The sequence below is a fragment of the Weissella tructae genome, from assembly GCF_000732905.1.
GTDB lineage: Bacteria > Bacillota > Bacilli > Lactobacillales > Lactobacillaceae > Weissella > Weissella tructae.
Genome location: NZ_CP007588.1, coordinates 376,289 through 397,850 on the forward strand (window position 1 = coordinate 376,289; position 21,562 = coordinate 397,850).

Annotated in this window: 22 protein-coding genes; all 22 read left to right on the plus strand. The window is 41.7% G+C overall.

Translation table 11 applies throughout. The features are described from left to right. Positions 1-7 precede the first annotated feature (7 nt). Positions 8-922, plus strand: a complete 915-nt coding sequence (gene rsgA, locus WS08_RS01885) for a ribosome small subunit-dependent GTPase A (protein WP_009495874.1) — start codon at positions 8-10, stop codon at positions 920-922. Between the two features lie 26 nt (positions 923-948). Next, positions 949-1,608 (plus strand): ribulose-phosphate 3-epimerase, encoded by a 660-nt coding sequence (gene rpe / locus WS08_RS01890; protein WP_009495876.1) that lies wholly within the window; start codon positions 949-951, stop codon positions 1,606-1,608. Further along, on the plus strand, positions 1,608-2,249 hold the full coding sequence (locus WS08_RS01895; protein WP_009495878.1) for a thiamine diphosphokinase: 642 nt from the start codon (positions 1,608-1,610) through the stop codon (positions 2,247-2,249). Before rpe ends, WS08_RS01895 begins: the two co-directional genes overlap by 1 nt. Positions 2,250-2,383: 134 nt before the next feature. Beyond that, positions 2,384-2,584 (plus strand): 50S ribosomal protein L28, encoded by a 201-nt coding sequence (gene rpmB / locus WS08_RS01900; RefSeq protein WP_009495880.1) that lies wholly within the window; start codon positions 2,384-2,386, stop codon positions 2,582-2,584. A gap of 144 nt (positions 2,585-2,728) precedes the next feature. Further along, entirely contained in the window at positions 2,729-3,091 is a 363-nt protein-coding gene (locus WS08_RS01905) for an Asp23/Gls24 family envelope stress response protein (protein WP_009495882.1), read from the plus strand. A gap of 26 nt (positions 3,092-3,117) precedes the next feature. Beyond that, positions 3,118-4,794 carry a DAK2 domain-containing protein gene (locus WS08_RS01910; RefSeq protein WP_009495884.1) on the plus strand — a complete coding sequence of 559 codons (1,677 nt, stop codon included), beginning with the start codon at positions 3,118-3,120 and terminating at the stop codon, positions 4,792-4,794. 60 nt (positions 4,795-4,854) lie between these two features. After that, a complete protein-coding gene (gene recG / locus WS08_RS01915) occupies positions 4,855-6,891 on the plus strand; it encodes an ATP-dependent DNA helicase RecG (protein WP_038528119.1) in 2,037 nt (678 codons plus the stop codon). A gap of 78 nt (positions 6,892-6,969) precedes the next feature. Next, on the plus strand, positions 6,970-8,016 hold the full coding sequence (gene plsX / locus WS08_RS01920) for a phosphate acyltransferase PlsX (protein ID WP_009495888.1): 1,047 nt from the start codon (positions 6,970-6,972) through the stop codon (positions 8,014-8,016). A gap of 12 nt (positions 8,017-8,028) precedes the next feature. Then, positions 8,029-8,265, plus strand: a complete 237-nt coding sequence (acpP, locus tag WS08_RS01925) for an acyl carrier protein (RefSeq protein WP_009495890.1) — start codon at positions 8,029-8,031, stop codon at positions 8,263-8,265. A gap of 116 nt (positions 8,266-8,381) precedes the next feature. Continuing rightward, positions 8,382-9,086 carry a ribonuclease III gene (gene rnc / locus WS08_RS01930; RefSeq protein ID WP_009495892.1) on the plus strand — a complete coding sequence of 235 codons (705 nt, stop codon included), beginning with the start codon at positions 8,382-8,384 and terminating at the stop codon, positions 9,084-9,086. 26 nt (positions 9,087-9,112) lie between these two features. Then, positions 9,113-12,661 carry a chromosome segregation protein SMC gene (gene smc / locus WS08_RS01935; protein WP_038536138.1) on the plus strand — a complete coding sequence of 1,183 codons (3,549 nt, stop codon included), beginning with the start codon at positions 9,113-9,115 and terminating at the stop codon, positions 12,659-12,661. 17 nt (positions 12,662-12,678) lie between these two features. Beyond that, positions 12,679-14,016 (plus strand): signal recognition particle-docking protein FtsY, encoded by a 1,338-nt coding sequence (gene ftsY, locus WS08_RS01940; protein ID WP_081855543.1) that lies wholly within the window; start codon positions 12,679-12,681, stop codon positions 14,014-14,016. A gap of 2 nt (positions 14,017-14,018) precedes the next feature. Further along, positions 14,019-14,360 (plus strand): putative DNA-binding protein, encoded by a 342-nt coding sequence (locus WS08_RS01945; RefSeq protein WP_009495898.1) that lies wholly within the window; start codon positions 14,019-14,021, stop codon positions 14,358-14,360. Positions 14,361-14,363: 3 nt separating this feature from the next. Next, positions 14,364-15,803, plus strand: a complete 1,440-nt coding sequence (ffh, locus tag WS08_RS01950) for a signal recognition particle protein (protein WP_009495900.1) — start codon at positions 14,364-14,366, stop codon at positions 15,801-15,803. Between the two features lie 103 nt (positions 15,804-15,906). Then, positions 15,907-16,179 (plus strand): 30S ribosomal protein S16, encoded by a 273-nt coding sequence (gene rpsP / locus WS08_RS01955; protein ID WP_009495902.1) that lies wholly within the window; start codon positions 15,907-15,909, stop codon positions 16,177-16,179. Between the two features lie 162 nt (positions 16,180-16,341). Beyond that, positions 16,342-16,845, plus strand: a complete 504-nt coding sequence (gene rimM, locus WS08_RS01960) for a ribosome maturation factor RimM (RefSeq protein WP_009495904.1) — start codon at positions 16,342-16,344, stop codon at positions 16,843-16,845. A 1-nt stretch (position 16,846) separates the two neighbouring features. Further along, complete coding sequence (trmD, locus tag WS08_RS01965; RefSeq protein ID WP_009495906.1) at positions 16,847-17,584, plus strand: tRNA (guanosine(37)-N1)-methyltransferase TrmD; 738 nt, start codon at positions 16,847-16,849, stop codon at positions 17,582-17,584. A 112-nt stretch (positions 17,585-17,696) separates the two neighbouring features. After that, complete coding sequence (gene rplS / locus WS08_RS01970) at positions 17,697-18,050, plus strand: 50S ribosomal protein L19 (protein ID WP_009495908.1); 354 nt, start codon at positions 17,697-17,699, stop codon at positions 18,048-18,050. 123 nt (positions 18,051-18,173) lie between these two features. Then, positions 18,174-19,124: a YitT family protein gene (locus tag WS08_RS01975; RefSeq protein WP_009495910.1), complete on the plus strand. Its 951-nt coding sequence runs from the start codon at positions 18,174-18,176 to the stop codon at positions 19,122-19,124. Positions 19,125-19,155: 31 nt separating this feature from the next. After that, positions 19,156-19,341, plus strand: coding sequence for a 2-hydroxymuconate tautomerase (locus tag WS08_RS01980; RefSeq protein WP_009495938.1), 186 nt, complete (start codon positions 19,156-19,158; stop codon positions 19,339-19,341). A 99-nt stretch (positions 19,342-19,440) separates the two neighbouring features. Continuing rightward, complete coding sequence (glpK, locus tag WS08_RS01985) at positions 19,441-20,943, plus strand: glycerol kinase GlpK (protein WP_009496073.1); 1,503 nt, start codon at positions 19,441-19,443, stop codon at positions 20,941-20,943. A 135-nt stretch (positions 20,944-21,078) separates the two neighbouring features. Beyond that, positions 21,079-21,528, plus strand: coding sequence for an NUDIX hydrolase (locus WS08_RS01990; RefSeq protein ID WP_009764922.1), 450 nt, complete (start codon positions 21,079-21,081; stop codon positions 21,526-21,528). Positions 21,529-21,562 lie beyond the last annotated feature (34 nt).

A 21,562-nucleotide genomic window follows, 5' to 3' on the forward strand; every position in this document is an offset into this window, starting at 1 on the left:
GAAACATATGCCAAATTATCATGGACAAATCCAATTATCATTAGCCGGATTTTATGACGTTATGACAGATGATGGACAATTAATCCGTACACGTGCACGTGGGAATTTTCGTAAGCGTGATATTAAGCCAATGGTTGGTGACTTTGTTGAATTTTCAGTAGAACCACCTGAGGATGGATACATTCTAAGTATTGATGAACGTCGCAATAGTTTAGTACGACCACCTGTTTCTAACGTGGATCAAGCCATTGTGGTGACATCAGTGAAGATTCCTGAGTTTTCAACGAACTTGTTGGATCGCCAACTAGTTGCTTTGGAAGAAAAAAGTATTGAACCAGTTATCTACATTTCTAAGACTGACTTGTTGTCAGCCGAAGAATTTGCGGAACTATCTGAAATTATTGACGGTTACCGTGCGGCTGGATACGATGCAATTTTGCCAGAGAGTTCATTTGATGATGCTAGCTTAGCTGAAGTCAAAGAACGTATGCCTAATCAATTAACAGTATTGATGGGACAAACTGGGGCGGGGAAGAGTACACTGCTTAACCATCTGGTTCCTGGTTTGGAACTTGAAACGGGTGAGGTTTCTGAAGCCTTGATGCGTGGAAAGCACACGACCCGTCAAGTTGGTTTGATTGAAATGTTTGATGGACTTGTAGCGGACACACCTGGATTCTCAGCTTTTGAGGTCTTTGATATGGACGCTCGCGATTTGACACATTATTTCCGTGAATTTAATCGCTTAAGCCCAATGTGTAAGTACCGTGGATGTGTTCATTTAAACGAACCTGAATGTGCGGTTAAGGAAGCTTTGGAAGCTGGTGACATTATGGCTTCACGTTATCATAACTATAAAGAATTTTATGATTTGATTGAAGGCCGTCGACCGGTTTATAATAAGCATGATAAGAAACATTAAAAATTAATTTGGAAGAGGTAAATATTATGGCTATTAAAGTTGCTCCATCAATTTTGTCTGCAGATTACATGAACTTGCAAAAGGATGTTGAACTAGTTGAACAAGCTGGTGCAGAAATGTTGCACATCGACGTTATGGACGGAATGTTCGTACCATCAATCTCATTTGGTCCAAACTGGGTTAAGGGATTGAAGGAATTCGCTAACATTGAATTGGACGTACACTTGATGGTTGAAGAACCTGGTCGTTACGTAGATGTATTTGCTGATGCAGGTGCGGACATCATCGGTGTTCACTACGAAGCGACACAACACATTCACCGTGTTTTGCAACAAATTAAGAACCGTGGATTGAAGGCTGAAGTTGTCATCAACCCAGGAACATCTGTTGAATTGTTGGCCCCTGTCTTGGATATGGTTGATCAAGTTTTGATCATGACTGTTAACCCTGGATTTGGTGGACAAAAGTTCTTGCCTGCATCAATCGCTAAGATTGCACGTTTGCACGAAATGAAGCTTGAAGGTGGTTACGACTTTGATATCCAAGTTGACGGTGGTATCAATGACGAAAGCGCTAAGCTAGTTTACGATGCAGGTGCAACTGTTGCGGTTGCCGGATCATATGTTTACGACAAGGTTGATCCAGCTGCTAAGATTGCACGTTTGAAGGAAGTTACGGCTGACTAATGAAACGCATGCGTTTATTAGCTGCAGGTCCTAAGTCAGATTGGCCTGATGCTTTGGTAGAAGGTCAATTAGCAGGTCCGTGGGCTGGGGCTGATCGTGGTGCATTACGCTTATTAGCGTTAGGTCAGACGCCTGTCATGGCTGTTGGTGATTTTGATTCCTTAACGGAAGAAGAAGCACAGGTTGTTTTGCCGCAAATTGACCATGTTTTTCGTTCGATTCCGGAAAAAGATTATACTGATACTGAACGTTTAGTACGTGAGGTAGAGGAGATGTATCATCCAGATGAAATTGAGATTTATGGTGCAACAGGAGGTCGAATCGACCAAATGTTGTCAAATTTGTTTATTTTTGCCACCCCTGAGTTACAAGAAATTGCAACAAAGGTACGCTTGATTGATCGTCGCAATGATATTCGTTTCTATCTACCAGGTGAACATGCCATTACGCATGTGCCGGGGATGAAATATGTGTGTTTCATGCCTTTGACGCCGGTAGAAGAGCTCGACTTAATGGATGAGAAGTATCCATTAAAGTGGTCGGGGAATCCATATGCCTGGTCTTCAAATGAATTTACTTCTGAAGTAAATCATTTTAGGTTCAAAACAGGCGTTGTGGCAGTCATTCAAAGCCGTGATTAAAAGAAGTTTCCTGTAAAGTAAAAATACTTTACACAAAACCCTTGCACAAGGGTGATTGGTTTGATATTATTATTCAAGTAAATAAAAGCACTGAATGTAGAAATTTAAGAGCTTAAGATAGGAGGGGTTAACTTATGGCAGTTGATGCAATTACTGGAAAGCGTACTCGCTTTGGTAACCAACGTTCACACGCCCTTAACTCAAGTCGTCGTAGCTGGAAGCCAAATTTGCAAAAGGTAACCGTTAAGATTAACGGTTCTGCACCAAAGAAGGTTTACTTGTCAGCTCGTACTTTGAAGGCTGGATTGAAGAACGGTTCAATCGAACGTGTTTAATAGATAAAGCTACCAATTTTGGTAGCTTTTTTCTTTTTCTAAGATAAAAAAATGTGTTTGTCACAATAAATATGATGACATTTTTTAACGTCTGTTTTCAGGATGTGATAAAATAGACTATAGTCTAAATGGAGGTCATTAAACATGGCAGTTAAAATTCAAATGAATCAAGGAACGATTGAAATTGAAAATGACGTCATTGCAACGATTGTGGGAGCAGCCGCAACGGATAACTATGGTGTTATTGGTATGGCAAGTCAAACCCCATTGCGAGATGGCTTCAACCAAATTTTAAATGGAGACAACTTCGCTAAGGGTGTTGTTGTGCGCCAAAATACAAATGGGGTCGCCGTTGATGTATATATCATCACTGGCTATGGGATGAAAATTTCTGAAATTTCAAAGAGTGTACAAGCACGTGTCAAGAATGATTTAAACGTGATGCTTGGCATTATTGCAGACGAAGTCAATGTTATTGTGCAAGGTGTACGCATGTTGGAAGACTAATGCCAACACCATAAGGAGTTTAAATCGTGGAAGTTGTAACGAATATTACTGATGTTGAATTCAGTAAGATGATCAAAGCTGCAGCCGGTGCGTTGCAGGAAAATGCTGAAAAAATTAATGAATTGAACGTGTTCCCTGTGCCTGATGGTGACACAGGAACCAACATGATGCTTTCTATGGCCAGTGGGGCTGAATATGAAGCAGCTGAAGCTGACACCAAGGTAGGGGCTTTGGCAAAGGCGACATCAAAGGGATTGTTGATGGGAGCACGTGGTAACTCAGGTGTTATCTTGTCACAAATCTTCCGTGGGTTTGCAACAACAATTGCAGACAAGGATGTTTTGACAGCTCGTGATTTGGCAGACGCCTTCATGGGTGGAGCTGAAACAGCTTATAAAGCAGTTATGAAGCCAACTGAAGGTACAATTTTGACTGTTATCCGTGAAGGGGCTGCAGCAGCTAACCGCTCTGCTAACCAAACAGATAACGCAGTTGAAGTGATGCACGCTACTATGGAAGCTGCTGAAAAGGCATTGGCCTCAACACCAGATCTATTGCCAGTTTTGAAAGAAGTTGGTGTGGTTGACTCAGGTGGACAAGGATTAACAATTGTTTTCCAAGCTTTCTATGCAGCCTTGTCAGGTGAAGAAATCAGCTACACAGTATCTGAAGCAGCCGGACTAGAAGCTAAAGTTAAAGAAGTTCATGGTGGTGCACAAGCACAAATTAACCCTGAAGATATTGAATTTAGTTACTGTACAGAAATCATGGTCGGTATTGGTGAAGGAACAACCTACACTAAGGACTTTGATTACGACGAATTCTACGCACATCTAGCTGATCTTGGTGACTCATTGTTGGTTATCAATGATGATGCTGTTGTGAAGGTTCACGTACACACTGAAAACCCAGGAGCCGTTATCTCATGGGGAACGCAATACGGTGATTTGCAAAAGGTTAAGGTCGACAACATGCGTGAGCAACAAGTTGACGCAACTGGTGGGCAAGCCCAAAAAGCAAACGCTAAGCCAAAGCAAGACGCTGTTGACTTGGCCATCGTAACAATCGCAAGTGGTGAAGGATTCAATAAGTTGTTCACTGCAGCTGGTGCAACTGTTATCCTTGATGGAAGCAGTGCACCATCAACGCAAGACCTAGTTAAGGCAGTTAATGCTACTGGGGCCAAGCGTGCGATTATCTTGCCTAACGATAGCAATATCTTCATGGCAGCTGATCAAGCAATCGAACTAACTGATATTCCAACTGCTGTTGTACGTACACGTACAATGCAACAAGGATTAACATCAATGGTTGTTGGTTACACACCTGAAGGTGAACTAGAAGGTACTGTTACGGCTATGACAGGAACTCTAGCAGATATCCAATCAGGAGCGGTTACAACTTCAGTTCGTGATACAACATTGAATGGATTAGAAATCCACACTGGTGATGCGATTGGATTGCTTGACGGTAAGATTATCGTGGCAGTTCCAGATGCTGATATCATGACAGCTGCTAAGCAATTGATGGCTGAAATGTTGGATGAAGATTCAGAACTAGTGACAATTTACTATGGTGAAGAAGCAACACTAGAAATGGCACAAGAACTAGAATCTTATGCTGTTGAAGTTGATGACGAATTGGAAGCAGAAACATACGATGGTGGTCAACCATTGTACCCAATTTTGATGTCAGTTGAATAAAGATAAAAACGTAAAGAGTTAGCCTTGGCTAGCTCTTTTTTCGTAAAGTAGGTGATGAATATGATGAGCTTAATGGATTCAGTTGCCGTTTTAAGTGGTGTGGGACCTAAGCGTGAACAAGCGTTGAATGAATTAGACATTTATACAATTGCGGATTTATTGAGTTACTACCCAAAACGATATACAGATTTGAGTGAAAAGACGCCAGCGGAAACGCAAAACGGAGAAAAGATTACGTTTAAAGGTGTGGTCACATCAGATCCTGTTATTTCACGATTTGGTCGGGCTAAAGCGCGTGTAACATTCCGATTAACAGTATCGCCAGATACGATTAGTGTGTCTTTTTTTAATCAACCTTGGATTGCGAAGCAAATTGAAATTGGGCAAGAAATCGCGGTTTATGGGACATATGATCAACCACGTCAAAGTTTAAGTGGTATTAAGTTGATGAAGAATGAAGATGAGGACAGCCTACAAGGTGTATATCCATCTTCTAAGCAGATTAAGGCAGGGACCATTAAAGAGCTTGTACAGCAAGCCCTAGGCCGTTATGACCGTTTAATTCGCCAAGAGTTTGTACCGCAACATATTCGGGAACAGTACAAGCTAATGCCCCACTATACGATGATCCACACGATGCATGAACCACAGGATGCTTACACGCTAGAAAAAGCACAGCGTACCGCGAGTTTTGAGGAATTCTTTATTTTTCAGATGCGCCTGCAATTGATTAAGCAAATGAATCAATCTAATCAAGGTCGTGCTGTGTTATTTGATAATGAAACATTAAAGGCCTTCATTCAAACATTACCGTTTGAATTAACAGATGCGCAGAAGAAAGTGGTCAATGAGATTCTACGTGACATGCGTCGTCCTTTGCACATGAATCGTTTGTTGCAAGGGGATGTGGGGTCTGGGAAGACTGTGGTGGCTGCGTTAGCCATGTATGGCGCAATTACAGCCAATATGCAGGCTGCGATGATGGCGCCAACCGAAATCTTGGCACAACAACATGCAAAAACAGTTGGTAAGTTTTTTGATCCGAATGAGGTCAGGGTTGAATTATTGACAGGTTCAACCAAAGCAGCGGCTCGTCGCCAAATTTTAGAAGACTTAGAAAATGGCGAGATTGATATTTTGATTGGAACGCATGCGTTAATCCAACCAGATGTTGCCTTTCATAATTTAGGCTTAGCGATTATCGATGAACAGCATCGTTTTGGGGTGAAGCAACGTGCGGCCTTACGTGAAATTGGCATGAATCCAGATGTGTTAGCGATGACAGCGACACCAATTCCGCGAACATTGGCCATTACGGCCTATGGGGAAATGGATGTTTCGGTAATTGATCAATTGCCAGCAGGACGTAAACCAATTGAAACGAAATGGGTTCGTCACCATCAAATGGAGGATACATTCCAATTTGTCCGTGGTCAGTTAGATCAAGGCGCACAAGCCTATGTTGTCACGCCGTTGATTGAGGAATCTGAAGTATTAGATGCACAGAATGCACAAGCAATGTATGAAGAACTCGCCACAGAATTTGCCCCTGAATATAAGGTGGGACTTTTGCATGGGCGTATGACGAATGATGAAAAAGAAACGGTCATGGCCGCTTTTAAAGCCAATGAATACCAAGTATTGGTTTCAACAACAGTTATTGAAGTTGGGGTCGATGTGCCTAATTCATCTGTCATGATTATTTTAGATGCAGATCGATTTGGTCTATCACAATTACATCAATTACGTGGTCGTGTTGGGCGTGGTTCACGTCAGTCATATACTTTCCTAGTGAGTGATCCTAAGACACAATACGGTGTTGAGCGGATGGATGCGATGGTCAGCACGACAGATGGATTTGTCCTGGCCCAAAAAGATTTGGAATTACGTGGTGCGGGTGATATATTAGGAAAGCGTCAATCCGGTGTACCAGAGTTCCGTGTTGGTGACCCGGTGCAAGATATTCAAATGATGTCTGTTGCCCAAGAAGAGGCGATTACCGTTGTTAGCCAACCGGATTGGGATAAAAATCCAGAGATCACTGGTTTGGTTGAACTACTTGATGAAACAATGGTTCGTTACCGAAACTTTGACTAATAGGCGGACAGTTTATATAATTGATTGTATTAATCAAAAGAAAACTTGAAATTTCGAAGAAAACGTTGAGGAAAAAACATGTTTAAAATTGCAGTTGATGCAATGGGGGGCGATAATGCCCCGGCAGAGATTGTTGCTGGTGTTGAACTAGCACGTGATGCCATGCCAAATATGGCATTCCAACTTTACGGTGATCAAGCGCAAATTGAAGCGGTCCTAGTAAACAATGATCGTATCGAAATTATGCATGCAGCAGAAATGATTGAAATGGCTGAAGAACCAGTCCGTGCTATCCGTAAGAAGAAGCAAAGCTCATTGGTGTTAGCAGCGCAAGCTGTTAAGTCTGGTGAAGCAGATGCCTTGTTCTCAGCTGGGAACACAGGTGCTTTGTTAGCTGCTGGAATCTTTATTGTGGGTCGTATGAAGGGGATTGATCGTCCTGCTTTGATGACGACTTTGCCAGCTTTTGATGGACCACATCAAGCATTTACAATGATGGACGTGGGTGCCAATGCTGAAAATAAGGCCACGCACTTGTACCAATATGGTATCTTGGGATCATTTTATGCCCGCGAAATTCTAGAATTCGATAACCCACGTGTGGGATTGTTGAACAATGGAAGTGAAGCCGACAAGGGTGACGCCCTACACAAGGAAGCCTATGGTCTTCTTGCGCACGGTGGTGAACAAGGTTACTTGAACTTCATCGGTAACGTTGAATCTCGTGACTTGTTGCAAGGTGCTGCTGATGTTGTGGTTGCAGATGGATTTTCTGGAAACGCAACTTTGAAGGCGATTGAAGGTACTGCGAAGACAATGCTACGCGTGTTGAAGAGTACAATCATGGATGCTGGCTTGCGTGAAAAGATTGGTGGTGCTTTGCTAAAGCCAGGACTAAAGCGTGTTGCAGCCCGTTTGGATTATTCTGAATACGGTGGCGCAGTGGTGATTGGAACTAATCAACCGGTTGTTAAGACTCACGGGTCAGCATCCGCACAAGAAGTAGCCAATACCTTTACTCAAATTCACACAATGCTAGATGTCGATTTGACAGGTAAAATTCAACGTTTTGTGACGGACCATGCAGATGAATTAGCTGCACGTCCTGAAACTGAAGAAAAATAAAAGGAGGCTCCCATGAGTCGCGAAGAAGTATTTACAAAAGTAACTGGATTGATTGCTGACCATTTTGAATTGGATCAAGCAAATATTCAAGGATCAATGGATTTGATGGCAGATGTTGACGCCGATTCAATTGATTTTGTGGAATTAGTTTTGGAAATGGAAGACGAATTTGACGCTGAAATTTCTGATGACGATGCTGCCAACTTGAAGACAGTTGATGACATTGTTAACTACATTGCAAGCAAGTAATTTTAATTAAAAGACACAGCCAAAATGGTTGTGTCTTTTTTTGTATCATCCGCCATACAATGCCGTTTTCTGCTATAATTGTAGTTAACTATAGATTAAAAATGGGGGTAATTTCGATGTTTGACGTATTACAACAAGAATTAGCAACAAAGTATGATATTCGCTTTGACAATGAATCACTGTTGGAAGAAGCGTTTACGCAAGCCAACTATATCAATGAACACCCAGACTATGTGGGAAATGATTATCAACGTTTAGAATTTTTGGGTGATGCCGTGATGCAACAATCAACGGCCGTTTATTTGTTTAAACGCTACCCAGAATGGGATGAAGGTCGCTTGACAGAATTGCGGATTTCAATGGTGCAAACCCGTTCATTTGCAATTTTGTCACGTGAGTTACATCTAGATGAATATGTCCGCTTAGGGCGTGGAGAAGAACTATCTGGTGCTCGTAAGCGTGACTCATTGTTGGAAGACATTTGGGAAGCCTTTATTGGTGCTTTGTATTTGGATCAAGGTTCAGATACTGTCATGGATTTCTTAGAACAAATTATGTTCAAAAAGATTGATGAAGGTTTTTATGAACAATTTGTCGATTATAAGTCAAAGCTTCAAGAATTGTTGCAACAAAAAGGGGCAGTCACGATTAAGTATGCAAAGATTGCAGAAGAGCGTATCGAAAATAACAATCAATTGTTTACAGTGGCGGTTACATTAGATGGGCAACAATTAGGCACAGGTCAAGGTACTTCAACCAAGGCGGCAGAAAAAGATGCGGCACGACAAGCCTATCAACGTCTGAGTCAAGAGGCGAAATAACTCATTAGTTAGCGTTAGGGAAAACAATGAAACTTAAAAGTTTAGAAATTAGCGGCTTTAAATCTTTTGCGGAGCGAACCAAAATTGATTTCATGCCTGGAATTACAGGTGTGGTTGGACCCAATGGGTCTGGAAAATCAAATATTATTGAAGCCATTCGTTGGGTCATGGGAGAACAATCTGCACGTGGATTACGTGGGGATAAAATGGCTGACGTTATTTTTGGTGGAAGTGGTAAACGTGCTGCTTTGAATCGCGCGGAAGTATCAATTACATTCGATAATACAGATCGCTATTTAAAGTCTGAGTATAATGAAATTCGCATTACGCGTACGTTATACCGTAATGGAGATTCGAAATACCAAATTAATGGGACAACTGTTCGTTTACGTGATATTCAAGAATTGTTCATGGATTCAGGACTAGGACGTGAAAGTTTTTCAATTATCTCTCAGGGGCGTGTTGAAAGTATTTTTAGTGCTAAGCCAGAAGAACGTCGTACGATTATTGAAGATGTGGCTGGTGTCTATAAGTACAAGAAGAATAAAGACAAGGCAACCAAAGAACTAGATAGTGTGCATGATAGTTTGACGCGTGTTGAAGATATTCTGTTTGAATTAAATCAACGTATTGAACCTTTGGCTGAGCAAAGCGCAGTTGCACAAGATTATGTCGATCAAAAGGCAAAATTTACGAGTTTAGACCAAGACCGTTTGATTTTGTCATTGAATACTTGGCATCAAGAATTGGCGGATTTGCAAACGCAAGTGCATACACAGACTAATCAACGTGAACAAGTCACAACGGATGTAACTGATTTAGAAAAACAGTTAGCTAGTCATCAAGAGATGCAAGCAACACATGAAAATCAATTGACTGAGTTGCAACAAGCACTATTGACGTGTACAACACAAGTTGAACGTTTGACGGGAGATTTAAATCTGCAAGAAGAACGTCAAGCCAATCGTGAGCACGTCCGTCAGGAATTACAGGCAAAGCTTGGTGATGTTGAAAATGAATTAGCTGAGTTAACGGAGCAAATGACAACGCTGGTTGCACAAATAACGCAAACCAATGATGCCATTGAACAGTTATCTAGTGAATTAACAGCGCTACGCGTTGATCATCCACAACAAAATGTGAGCCAATTAAGTCAACGTATTGAAGAGGTGCGTAGTGACCTGGTTGAAACCTTACAAGCATTAGCGACGGCCAAGAATCAACAACAACACTTAACGCAAGAGAATCAACGTCAGGGTGCGCAAAGTGATCGTTTGGTTCATCGCCAAGAGACACTGCAAGCACAGGTTCAAAATACCCAAGTACAACAACGTGAACTGACCGATGTTCATCACGCTGCCCAAGCGGAATTAGAAACGGTTCAAACGCAATTAGATAAACTACAGGCGGATGGCAAGTCACAACAAGAGACTTATCAAGCAGCGCGCCAACAATGGTATGAAGGATTAAATGGCCAACAACGTTTGGAAGCCCGTTATGAATCACTTGTCCGTCTAACCGAAAATTATGATGGCTATTACCAAGGTGTGAAACGCTTGATGCAACAGCGTGACCAATTCCCCGGAATTCATGGTGCAGTTGCTGAGATGATGACGGTCTCAAATGAACATCAAGTAGCGATTGAAACGGCACTAGGAAACGCCTTGCAACAAATCATTGTGGATACAACGCGCACAGCTAAAGAAGTGATTCAATACATGACGAAAAATCGTTATGGTCGTGTGACCTTGTTGCCAATTGAAACCATGCAAAGTCGTCAATTACGTCCGGACCAAATTACGACAGTGGAACAACAAGCAGGTTTTGTTGGGATTGGGTCTGATTTAGTTAAAACTAAAGATGACTATGCTAAAATCATGCAGAACTTGCTTGGAACGACAGTCATCATGGATACTTTGGATCATGCAGTGCAAGCTAGTCGCGCGCTACAGCAACGTGTTCGACTTGTGACACTAGATGGACAAGTGATGAATCCAGGTGGGTCAATGACCGGTGGTGCAAATAAGCAAAACGGTAATGGTCTGCTTGCACAACAAGCCGAAACTGAAAAAGTTCAAGCTGATTTGACGCAACAAAAGACAGTGGTTTTGGCATTGGAAGAAACGGTTCGTGAGGCGGAAGCAGCATTGAACATGGCATCTGAAACATACCAGGCCGAACAAAAGCAAGTGATGTTAGTGCATGAAAAGGTCCAACAAGCGGTTGCGAATATGCAAGTTGGGGCTGACCGTTTGACACAATTAGAAAAAGAATTAACTGCTGTTAATTACGAATTACGTCAATTACAAGCAACCACAGAAGATGCAGACTTAGCGTCGAATTTAGATGCGATTGCCATGCATACACAAGCACAAGCAGACTTACAGCAACAATTGGATGACTTGCAATTGCAACGTCAACAAGCAGAGCGTGATGGCCAAGATGTAGATGCGCAAATCGCACAGATTCAAACAGTGTTGGCCACTGAAAAAGCCAATCTGATTGCGCAACAAGATCGTCAGTATGAGTTAGAGCGTCAAGTTAACAAATGGCAACAAACACAAAATGACGTGACGCAACAATTAGCGGACCTAACAGCAAATCAAGCTGACGTTCAGGCACGTTTAGAACACGAATTGCAACATACTAAAGCGCAACGTGAAGAATTAGTACAGCGTCAAGTCGTAACAGATACCAGCCTGCAACAAGAAAAGCGTGTTGTGCAAGAATTGCAGATGACTTTGCAAGAAACGCAACAGAAATTGCAGACCCAACAAGCAGATGAAAATGCTGTCCAGGTAAAATTGACGCAACGTACAACGCAATTTGAGCTAGCCCAACAAGAATTGTTGGAAAACTATGAGTTAACATTTGAACAAATTGTCGGGACGGATGTCACTGATAAGCCGCTGGCAGATATTCAACAAGAGTTAAAGCTTATCAAACGTGGCTTAGCTGATATTGGGGATGTTAACGTTGGGGCAATCCAAGAGTATGAAGAAGTGAAATCACGTCATGATTTCTTGCAGCAACAAAAGGATGACCTGTTATCTGCGCGTACGAACTTGCAACAAACAATGGATGAGATGGATCAAGAAGTGGAACGTCGTTTCGCTGAAACATTCCATGCCATTGCGACGGCTTTCGAAGCCATCTACGTCAAGATGTTTGGTGGTGGTCAAGCAAAGCTGATTTTGACTGACCCAGAGCATTTGCTAACAACAGGTGTGGATATTAAGGCCCAACCACCGGGAAAGAAGTTCCAACAAATGAGCTTGCTATCTGGTGGAGAAAAAGCATTAACGGCCATTAGCTTGTTGTTTGCGATTCTTGCTGTTCGACCGGTACCGTTTGCAGTATTGGACGAAACAGAAGCTGCCTTGGATGAAGCCAATGTTGATCGTTTTGCCGAGTATTTGCATGAGGTAAATGCGCATACACAATTTATTGTGATTACGCATCGTAAGGGAACTATGACCAATGCTGATGTCTTGTATGGTGTTACAATGCAAGAGCCAGGTGTGTCAACGATGGTCTCTGTCGATTTGACTGATGTCACAACACAAACAAATTAGAAACGAGGATACTTATCATGGGATTATTTGATTTTCTGAAAACACCAAAGCAACCAGCACAACCTAAGGTTGAAGTTGAAATTTTGTATCCACGTGCATTGAATGAAGATGTTAACGCTGAGCTAGCCGAAGTAGTGGTCGTTGAATTGCTACCAACACCTGGCATGGCCGTTGAAATTAAATTACCAACTGAAGAAGTGGCACCAGTGATGCCGATTGTTCCGGAAGAAATTGTGGTGGTAGAACTACAACCAACACCGGGGATGGCAGTAGACGTTAAGTTGCCAACTGAAGTAGTTGAAGAAACACCAGTCATTGAAGACACTACAGAAGCAGAAGCAGAAGCAGAAGCAGAAGCAGAAGCAGAAGCAGAAGCAGAAGCAGAAGCAGAAGCAGAAGCAGAAGCAGAAGCAGAAGTTGTCAGTGATACTAATTTGGAAGCTGGATTGACGAAGACACGTAAGACATGGGCAGATCGTTGGAATCAATTTATGTCTAACTTCCGAAGTGTTGATGAAGACTTCTTTGATGATTTGGAAGAAACATTGATTGGTGCCGATGTTGGGGCCAAGACAGCCTTGCAACTGACGGATGAATTACGTGATGAAGTGAAGCTGAAAAATGCGAAGAGCAAGCAAGAAGTTTCACGTATCATCATGGACAAGTTGATTGCACTGTACCAATCACAAGGTATCGATGAAGATACAAGCATGCATTTTGCCCCTGAAGGACCAACAGTAATCATGTTTGTTGGTGTTAATGGAGTGGGAAAGACAACAACGATTGGAAAGTTGTCTGCACGCTATAAGGCCGAAGGTAAGAAAGTCGTCTTGGCTGCAGCGGACACATTCCGTGCCGGAGCGACTGAACAACTAGAAGAATGGGGCCGTCGCAATGACATTCCTGTTGTGAGTGGTAAGCCACAAGTTGACCCAGCATCTGTTGTTTATGATGGTGTTCGTACTGCAATTGATACACAAGCAGATGTTTTGTTTGTTGATACGGCTGGTCGTTTGCAAAACAATGTGAACTTGATGCAAGAATTGGCAAAGATGAAGCGTATTATTTCGCGTGAATTACCCGCTGAACCACAAGAAGTGTTGTTGGTATTGGATTCAACAACCGGGCAAAATGCCTTGCAACAAGCACGTTTGTTTAAGGATTCAACTGACGTCACTGGAATTGTTCTAACAAAGCTTGATGGAACTGCTAAGGGTGGAATCATCTTGCCAATTCGTAATGAATTACATTTGCCAGTTAAGTGGGTTGGTCTGGGTGAACAAGTGGGTGACTTACAACCATTTAAGGCAGATGAGTTCACTAAGGGCTTGTTTAGTGGTTTAATTGAGGAGTAGTTATGGAAATTGAAAAGACAACGCGATTAAATGCGCTATTTGATTTCTATCAACCGCTATTAACAACGCGCCAAAAAGATTATCTGCAATTGTATTATGCAGACGATTTCTCATTGGGTGAAATTGCCGAAGAATTCGATATTTCACGCCAAGCGGTTTATGATAATTTGAAACGCAGTACACAATTACTAGAAGACTATGAAGCTAAGTTACACATGTTTGAGGATTACTTGAAGCGTGAAGCAGCAGCGACAGCATTGACTAGTTACATTAACGATAAGTATGCCGATGATGCGCAATTAGCTGGGCTAGTTGCGGAATTAGGCTTGCTAGAAGAGGAGTAAACAATGGCATTTGAAGGATTAACAGAACGCATTCAAAATGCGATGACAGGTCTTCGCCGTAAGGGGAAGGTTACTGAAGCTGATCTACGTGAGTCATTACGTGAGATCCGTATGGCTATGTTAGATGCCGACGTGAACTACACGGTTGTTAAGGAATTTATCCGTAACGTCCGTGAAAAGGCCGCCGGTGCTAAGGTGCTTGATGGATTAAACCCAGCACAACAAATCGTTTCTATCGTTAATGAAGAAATGGTTGCGATGATGGGAGAGACAGACGTCCCATTGAACAAGTCACCAAAGATTCCAACTGTTATTATGATGGTAGGTCTACAAGGGGCTGGTAAGACAACAACAGCTGGTAAGCTTGCTTACAAGTTGAAGGAAGAAAACAATGCACGTCCATTTATGATCGCAGCTGACATTTACCGTCCAGCGGCCATTGATCAATTAAAGGTTTTGGGACAACAAATTGACGTACCTGTCTTTGACTTAGGGACTGATGTTGACCCACGTGAAATTGTTCGTCAAGGTATGGACGCTGCCCGCGAAGCTAAGGCTGACTATGTCTTCATTGATGCGGCTGGTCGTTTACAAATCGATGAAGCTTTGATGCAAGAATTGGCTGACATTAAGGAAATTGCACAACCAGATGAAATCATGTTGGTTGTTGATGCAATGACTGGGCAAAATGCCACAGAAACAGCTGAAGGATTTAACGAACGTCTAGGTATTACTGGGGTAACACTAACGAAGTTAGATGGTGACACACGTGGTGGAGCCGCTTTGTCAATTCGTGCCGTGACAGGACAACCAATCAAGTTCGTTGGTCAAGGTGAAAAGATGACTGATCTGGATGTCTTCCATCCAGATCGTATGGCAAGTCGTATCCTAGGTATGGGTGACATGCTGACTTTGATTGAAAAGGCCCAAAAGGACTTTGATGAAAAGCAAGCACAAGCCACAATGGAAAAGATGAAGGACAAGACTTTTGACTTCAACGATTTCTTGGATCAAATGCAACAAGTACAAAACATGGGACCGATGGAAGATATCTTGAAGATGATTCCAGGTATGGCAAATAACCCAGCTTTGCAAAATGTTCAAATCAACGATAAGGACATGGCGCACATTAAGGCGATTGTTTATTCAATGACACCAGCCGAACGTGAAAACCCAGATTTGTTGAACCCATCTCGTCGTCGTCGTTTAGCAGCTGGAGCAGGTCGTCCAGTTGTTGAAGTTAACAAGCTTATCAAACAATTCAATGAAATGAAGAAGATGATGGGACAAGTTATGAACGGTAATATGGCTGGTATGGAACAAATGATGGGTGCCATGGGAATGGGCGGTCAAGGTTCTGGTATGAAGGGTAAGATGGCTAATATGGCGATGAAGCAAATGGCTCGTCGTGTTCAAAAGGCCAAGAAAAAGCGTAAGCGTTAAGCAAAATAATATTTTTTTACAAGTGTAAAGGAAAAACACTTTACACACATGGAAAGTCCTGTTATATTATTACTTGTAGAAAAATTACTGGAGGAAATTACACATGGCTACAAAGATCCGTTTGAAGCGTATGGGTTCAAAGAAGCGCCCATTTTACCGTGTTGTAGTGGCTGACTCACGTGCACCTCGTGATGGTCGCTTTATCGAAACTGTTGGAACATACAACCCATTGACTCAACCTGCAGAGGTTAAGTTGGATGAAGAAGTTGTACTTTCATGGTTGAGCAAGGGTGCTCAACCTTCAGATACTGTTAAGAACTTGTTCTCTAACGCTGGTATCATGAAGAAGTTCCACGAATCAAAGCTTGCTAAGTAATTAGTTGCTTGATTTAAAAAAAGAGTTACTCATCTGAGTAGCTCTTTTTTTGTTTTATTCAAGCATTAAGAATTAGTCTTTGGTGTGGAAACTACACTACATAGATGTTTTTATTTTATGCTATACTGATATACATAATTTTAAACACTTGAAGGAGCAATTATGACTTTATATAAAGTAGGAAATATCGTGAACACACACGGTATTCGTGGCGAATTGAAAGTAATGGCAACAACTGATTTTCCAGAAGAGCGTTTCGTAAAGGGACAAGAATTGGTAATCGATGGGCAAACACCTGTTAACGTAACTATTCAAACTGTTCGTCAACACAAGCAATTCTTCTTGATTTCATTCAAGGATATGCAAAACATCAACGACGTTGAAAAGTACAAGGGTCGTGAATTGATGATCGATGGTGAAGAACTACAAGATCTAGATGATGATGAATTCTACTACCACGAAATTGTTGGTTTGACTGTTATCGATAACGAAAACGGTGAAACACTTGGAACAGTTAAGGAAATCATGGAATTACCAGCGAACGACGTTTGGGTTGTTAGCCGTAAGGGACATGATGACATTTACTTGCCATACATCGAATCTGTTGTGACAGAAATCGATTTGGATGCCAAGACAGCTCACGTGACACAACTAGAGGAAATCTAACATGCGTATTGATGTTTTAAGTTTGTTCCCAAATATGTTTGCGCCAATGCGTGAATCAATTATTGGTAAGACAGTTGAAAAAGGACTAGTCGACTTTAATGTTGTGGACTTCCGTGATCACACAGATAACAAGCACAACAAAGTAGATGATGAAATTTACGGTGGTGGTCAAGGGATGCTTTTGATGCCACAACCCATCTATGCTGCAATGGATGCCATTGAAGCAGAAGCAGGTTCACGTGGGCGTGTTATCTTGTTGGATCCAGCAGGAGAAACATTTACGCAAGCCAAGGCAGAAGAATTTGCTAAGGAAGAGCATTTGACGTTTATTGCAGGGCATTACGAAGGTTATGACGAGCGTATTCGTGACTTAGTGACAGATGAAATCTCATTGGGTGACTTTGTTCTAACTGGTGGTGAATTAGGTGCCATGACAGTGATTGACGCTACAGTTCGTCTATTAGATGAAGCGTTGGGTGATCAAATGTCAGCCGTTGATGATTCATTTTCAACAGGGCTATTAGAATATCCACAATATACACGACCTGCTGATTTTCAAGGTAAGAAGGTGCCTGAAGTGCTAACTTCTGGACATCATGCGAATATTAAAAAGTGGAAGCAAAAAGAATCATTACGACGTACATACTTGCGTCGTCCAGATTTGTTAGAGAGTTACGACTTGTCAAAAGAAGAAGCTATTCTATTAGCCGAAGTTAAGGCAGAAGAATCTGAAAAATAATGTCTTGCACTTTAATAGTATAAGCGTTATATTTATATACGGTGTTCGCACCAAAATAAAACCCAATAATCCGCTGGCCAAATGGTGAAAGATTGTTGATGAGGAGATTAACATGCGTCAAAATGCTTTGTTGGAAAAGTTAACTGCAGATCAACTACGTACGGACTTGCCTGAATTCCGTGCAGGAGATACTGTTCGTGTACACGCCCGTATCGTCGAAGGAACACGTGAACGTGTTCAATTGTTCGAAGGGGTTGTTATCAAGCGTCAAGGTACTGGTATCCAAGCTACGTACACTGTTCGTAAGATTTCAAGTGGTGTTGGTGTGGAACGTACATTCCCACTACACTCACCACGTGTAGATAAGATTGAAGTAGTACGTTACGGTCGCGTTCGTCGTGCCAAGTTGTACTACCTACGTGCATTGCACGGTAAGGCTGCTCGTATTCCTGAAGCACGCCGTTAATCCTAGGATTAACAAAAACCATCTCATTCGTGAGGTGGTTTTTTTATTGTTTTGGCATAAAAGACTAGCCGGAAGTGTAAAATTATTGCATAATTAAACAACGACTAAAAGTGAGGTGTCTTTATGGACTTTTTACAGTTAAAAACATGGTTAACGCGCATTGCCGTCTTTATTTTCTCAGGCGTCATCGTAGCCATTGCCATGAATAACTTTTTGATCCCAAATAATATTTTCTCAAGTGGATTTAATGGGGTCGCACAATTGATAGCACTCTTTATTGAAGCTGTGTTCCATACACAAGTGGATGTTGGAGTTATTATTATGATTTTCAATCTACCTATTTTGTTGATTGGATTGAAATTTGCGGGTAAGCGATTTACATTAATTTCATTTTTAAACAGTTTCTTTATTTCATTCATGATGATTGTTATGCCACAAGGATCAGTTGTTGATCACGAACCTATTTTAGCTGGTTTGTTTGGTGGATTATTGGTCGGAGTGGCAATTGGACTAACCTTTAAGTTTGGTTTTTCTACAGGTGGTATGGATATTATTGCCATGGCTGTACAAAAGGCAACTGGTAAGTCAATTGGAAGTATCAGTATGTTTATCAATGGAGCCATCGTTATTATTGCTGGAGCTTTTATTGGTTGGCAAAATGCGATGTACACAATTATTGGTATCTACGCGACTTCAGTAGCGATTGATTCGATTCACACACGTTACCAAAAGTTGACCGTATTTATTGTGACACGTCGTGCAAACGAAGTAGCCGAAGCGCTACAAAACCGTTTGATCCGTGGTATCACGATCATGCCATCAATGGGTGCCTTCTCACATGAAGCGTCATCAACATTGATGATGGTTATTTCAAAGTACGAAGTAGCCGAAGTAACTGAAGTAACTAAGATGGTTGACCAAGATGCCTTCTTAAACATCGTTGAAACGGTGGAAGTGCCACAGAACTTCTATAATGAAGATCTACAAGCACAAATCCGTAACGAACGTCGTGCGGCAAAGAATCAAATCGATGCGGCATTAAATGTTGAAGAAACAATGGAACAAGGTCAATAACACGAATTTTGAATCTCAAAGGAGTAAGAAGATGCCATTTGTACATGTAGAACTTGTTGAAGGCCGTTCTGACGAACAATTGAAGGCTATGATGGCTGATATTACAACAGCCGTTGAAAAGAATACTGGGGCACCTCGTGAAGCGATTAAGGTAATCGTAAATGAAATGTCTGCAAATCGCTTTATGGACGGTGGAACTTTGCGTTCAGAGAAGTAATTCAGTACAATAAAAGGAGTTGATTATTTAATCAACTCCTTTTAATTTTATAAAAAATAATTTGTCAAAAAACTAACTGAAGAAACTAGGAGTAACGCCATGGCTGATCAATATATTTTATCTATTGACCAAGGGACAACAAGCACCCGTGCTATTTTGTTTGATCATGATGGTCAAGCAGTTGCAAGTGCACAAAAAGAACTACCACAAATCTTTAAACAACCGGGTTGGGTTGAACATGACGCTGAAACAATTTGGGATGATACACGCCAAGTAATGGCAGAAGTGATTATTAAAACCAATATTGAACCATACAAAGTAGCTGGAATTGGATTAACAAATCAACGTGAGACAACTGTGATTTGGGATCGTATTACTGGTGAACCGATTGCACCGGCAGTCGTATGGCAATCAAAGCAAAGTGATGGCTTTGCTCAAGCGTTAAAAGATGCTGGGCATGCAGACATGATCTACGAGAAGACTGGACTATGGGTTGATGCGTATTTCTCTGCAACAAAGATTATGTGGTTGTTAGATACTGTTCCTGGTGCACGTGAACGTGCTGAACGTGGTGAACTACTGTTTGGAACAATTGATACATGGTTGTTGTATAAGCTAACTGGTGGGGCAGTACACGCTACTGACGTATCGAATGCTTCACGTACAATGATGTTTAATATTCACACATTGGCATGGGATCAAGAATTACTAGACCTATTTGATATTCCTGCTGCAATGTTGCCAAAGGTAAAAGATTCTTCAGGACATTTTGGTCATACTGCTGACTTTGCTTTCTTTGGGATTCAAGTTCCTATTTCAGGAATTGCCGGTGACCAACAAGCAGCATTGTTTGGACACCATGCTTTTAATGCAGGGGATGTTAAGAATACGTATGGAACTGGATCATTTATTATGATGAATACAGGGGATACGATTTCAACGTCTGATAACGGTTTGCTAACAACGATTGGTTACGGTTTGAATGGAAAAGTGACTTATGCGTTAGAAGGATCTGTCTTTATCGCTGGGGCAGCCATTCAATGGTTGCGTGATGGGTTAGAGTTGATTTCAGATGCGCGTGAAACGGCAGAATTAGCCGCTGTGTCGCGTGAACGTCATCCTGAACGTATTTATATGGTACCAGCCTTTACCGGGCTAGGAGCGCCGTATTGGGACCAAAATACACGTGGTGCTATGTTTGGGCTAACACGTGCGACATCTAAAGCAGATTTGGTCCGTGCGACGATTGAAGCTTTGGCTTATCAGACCAAAGATGTGTTGCTTGCGATGGAAAATGATACGCAATTACACGTTGGAAGTTTGGTAATTGACGGTGGTGCGGCCGCTAATACGTATCTACAACAATTCCAAGCTGATTTGATTAATGTGCCAGTTCAACGACCTGCCCATCTAGAAACAACTGCACTTGGGGCAGCTTTCTTAGCTGGGCTTGGTGTTGGTTTCTGGGAGAATCAAGCGGATTTGCCGGTTACAACTGATGGACAACACAGTTATCCGGATGCAACGCGTGAAGAGGAAATGGTTACGGCCTATAAGGGATGGTTGAAAGCTGTTGCTGCGGCACGTACATTCCAAGATTAATCACAACATAATGAATAAACAAAAACCCGTTAGGATAGTCTGACGGGTTTTTCTGTGCATGTGAATCCATCTAATGATAGACTTTAAGTAAGTAGAAAAATTGATTATTGTATTGGGGATGAATAGGGGGAGAATATGTCACATTACGAGAATCCGTCGGCCGTATATGCTTTTATGTTTGATGAAGCTAAAGAGCATATTTTAGTCCATCAACGAATGAATACAGGGAAGCGTGATGGCTTTTACGATGTGGCCGCATCAGGTCATGTGGATGAAAATGAAGCCATGAAAACCGCGTTAGTACGTGAGTTAAAAGAAGAAATTGGTATTGATGTTGCTGAAGAAGATCTCACATTTGCGGTGATGATACATCAACGTTATGGCTCAGCTGGTTTGATTTACTATAACGGATATTTCGTTGTAGAAAAGTATGCGGGAATTCCAACGGTCAAAGAACCGCATAAAAGTGGTGGATTAAAGTGGGTGCCGATTAATGATTTGCCTGAGCAATTTATTCCTGATCGCAAATTAGCGCTAGATAGTTATTTCAAAGGCATACCTTATGTTGAAAATGGTTGGTCATAAGACGACGACTATTACATGCGAAATGATTATGCTG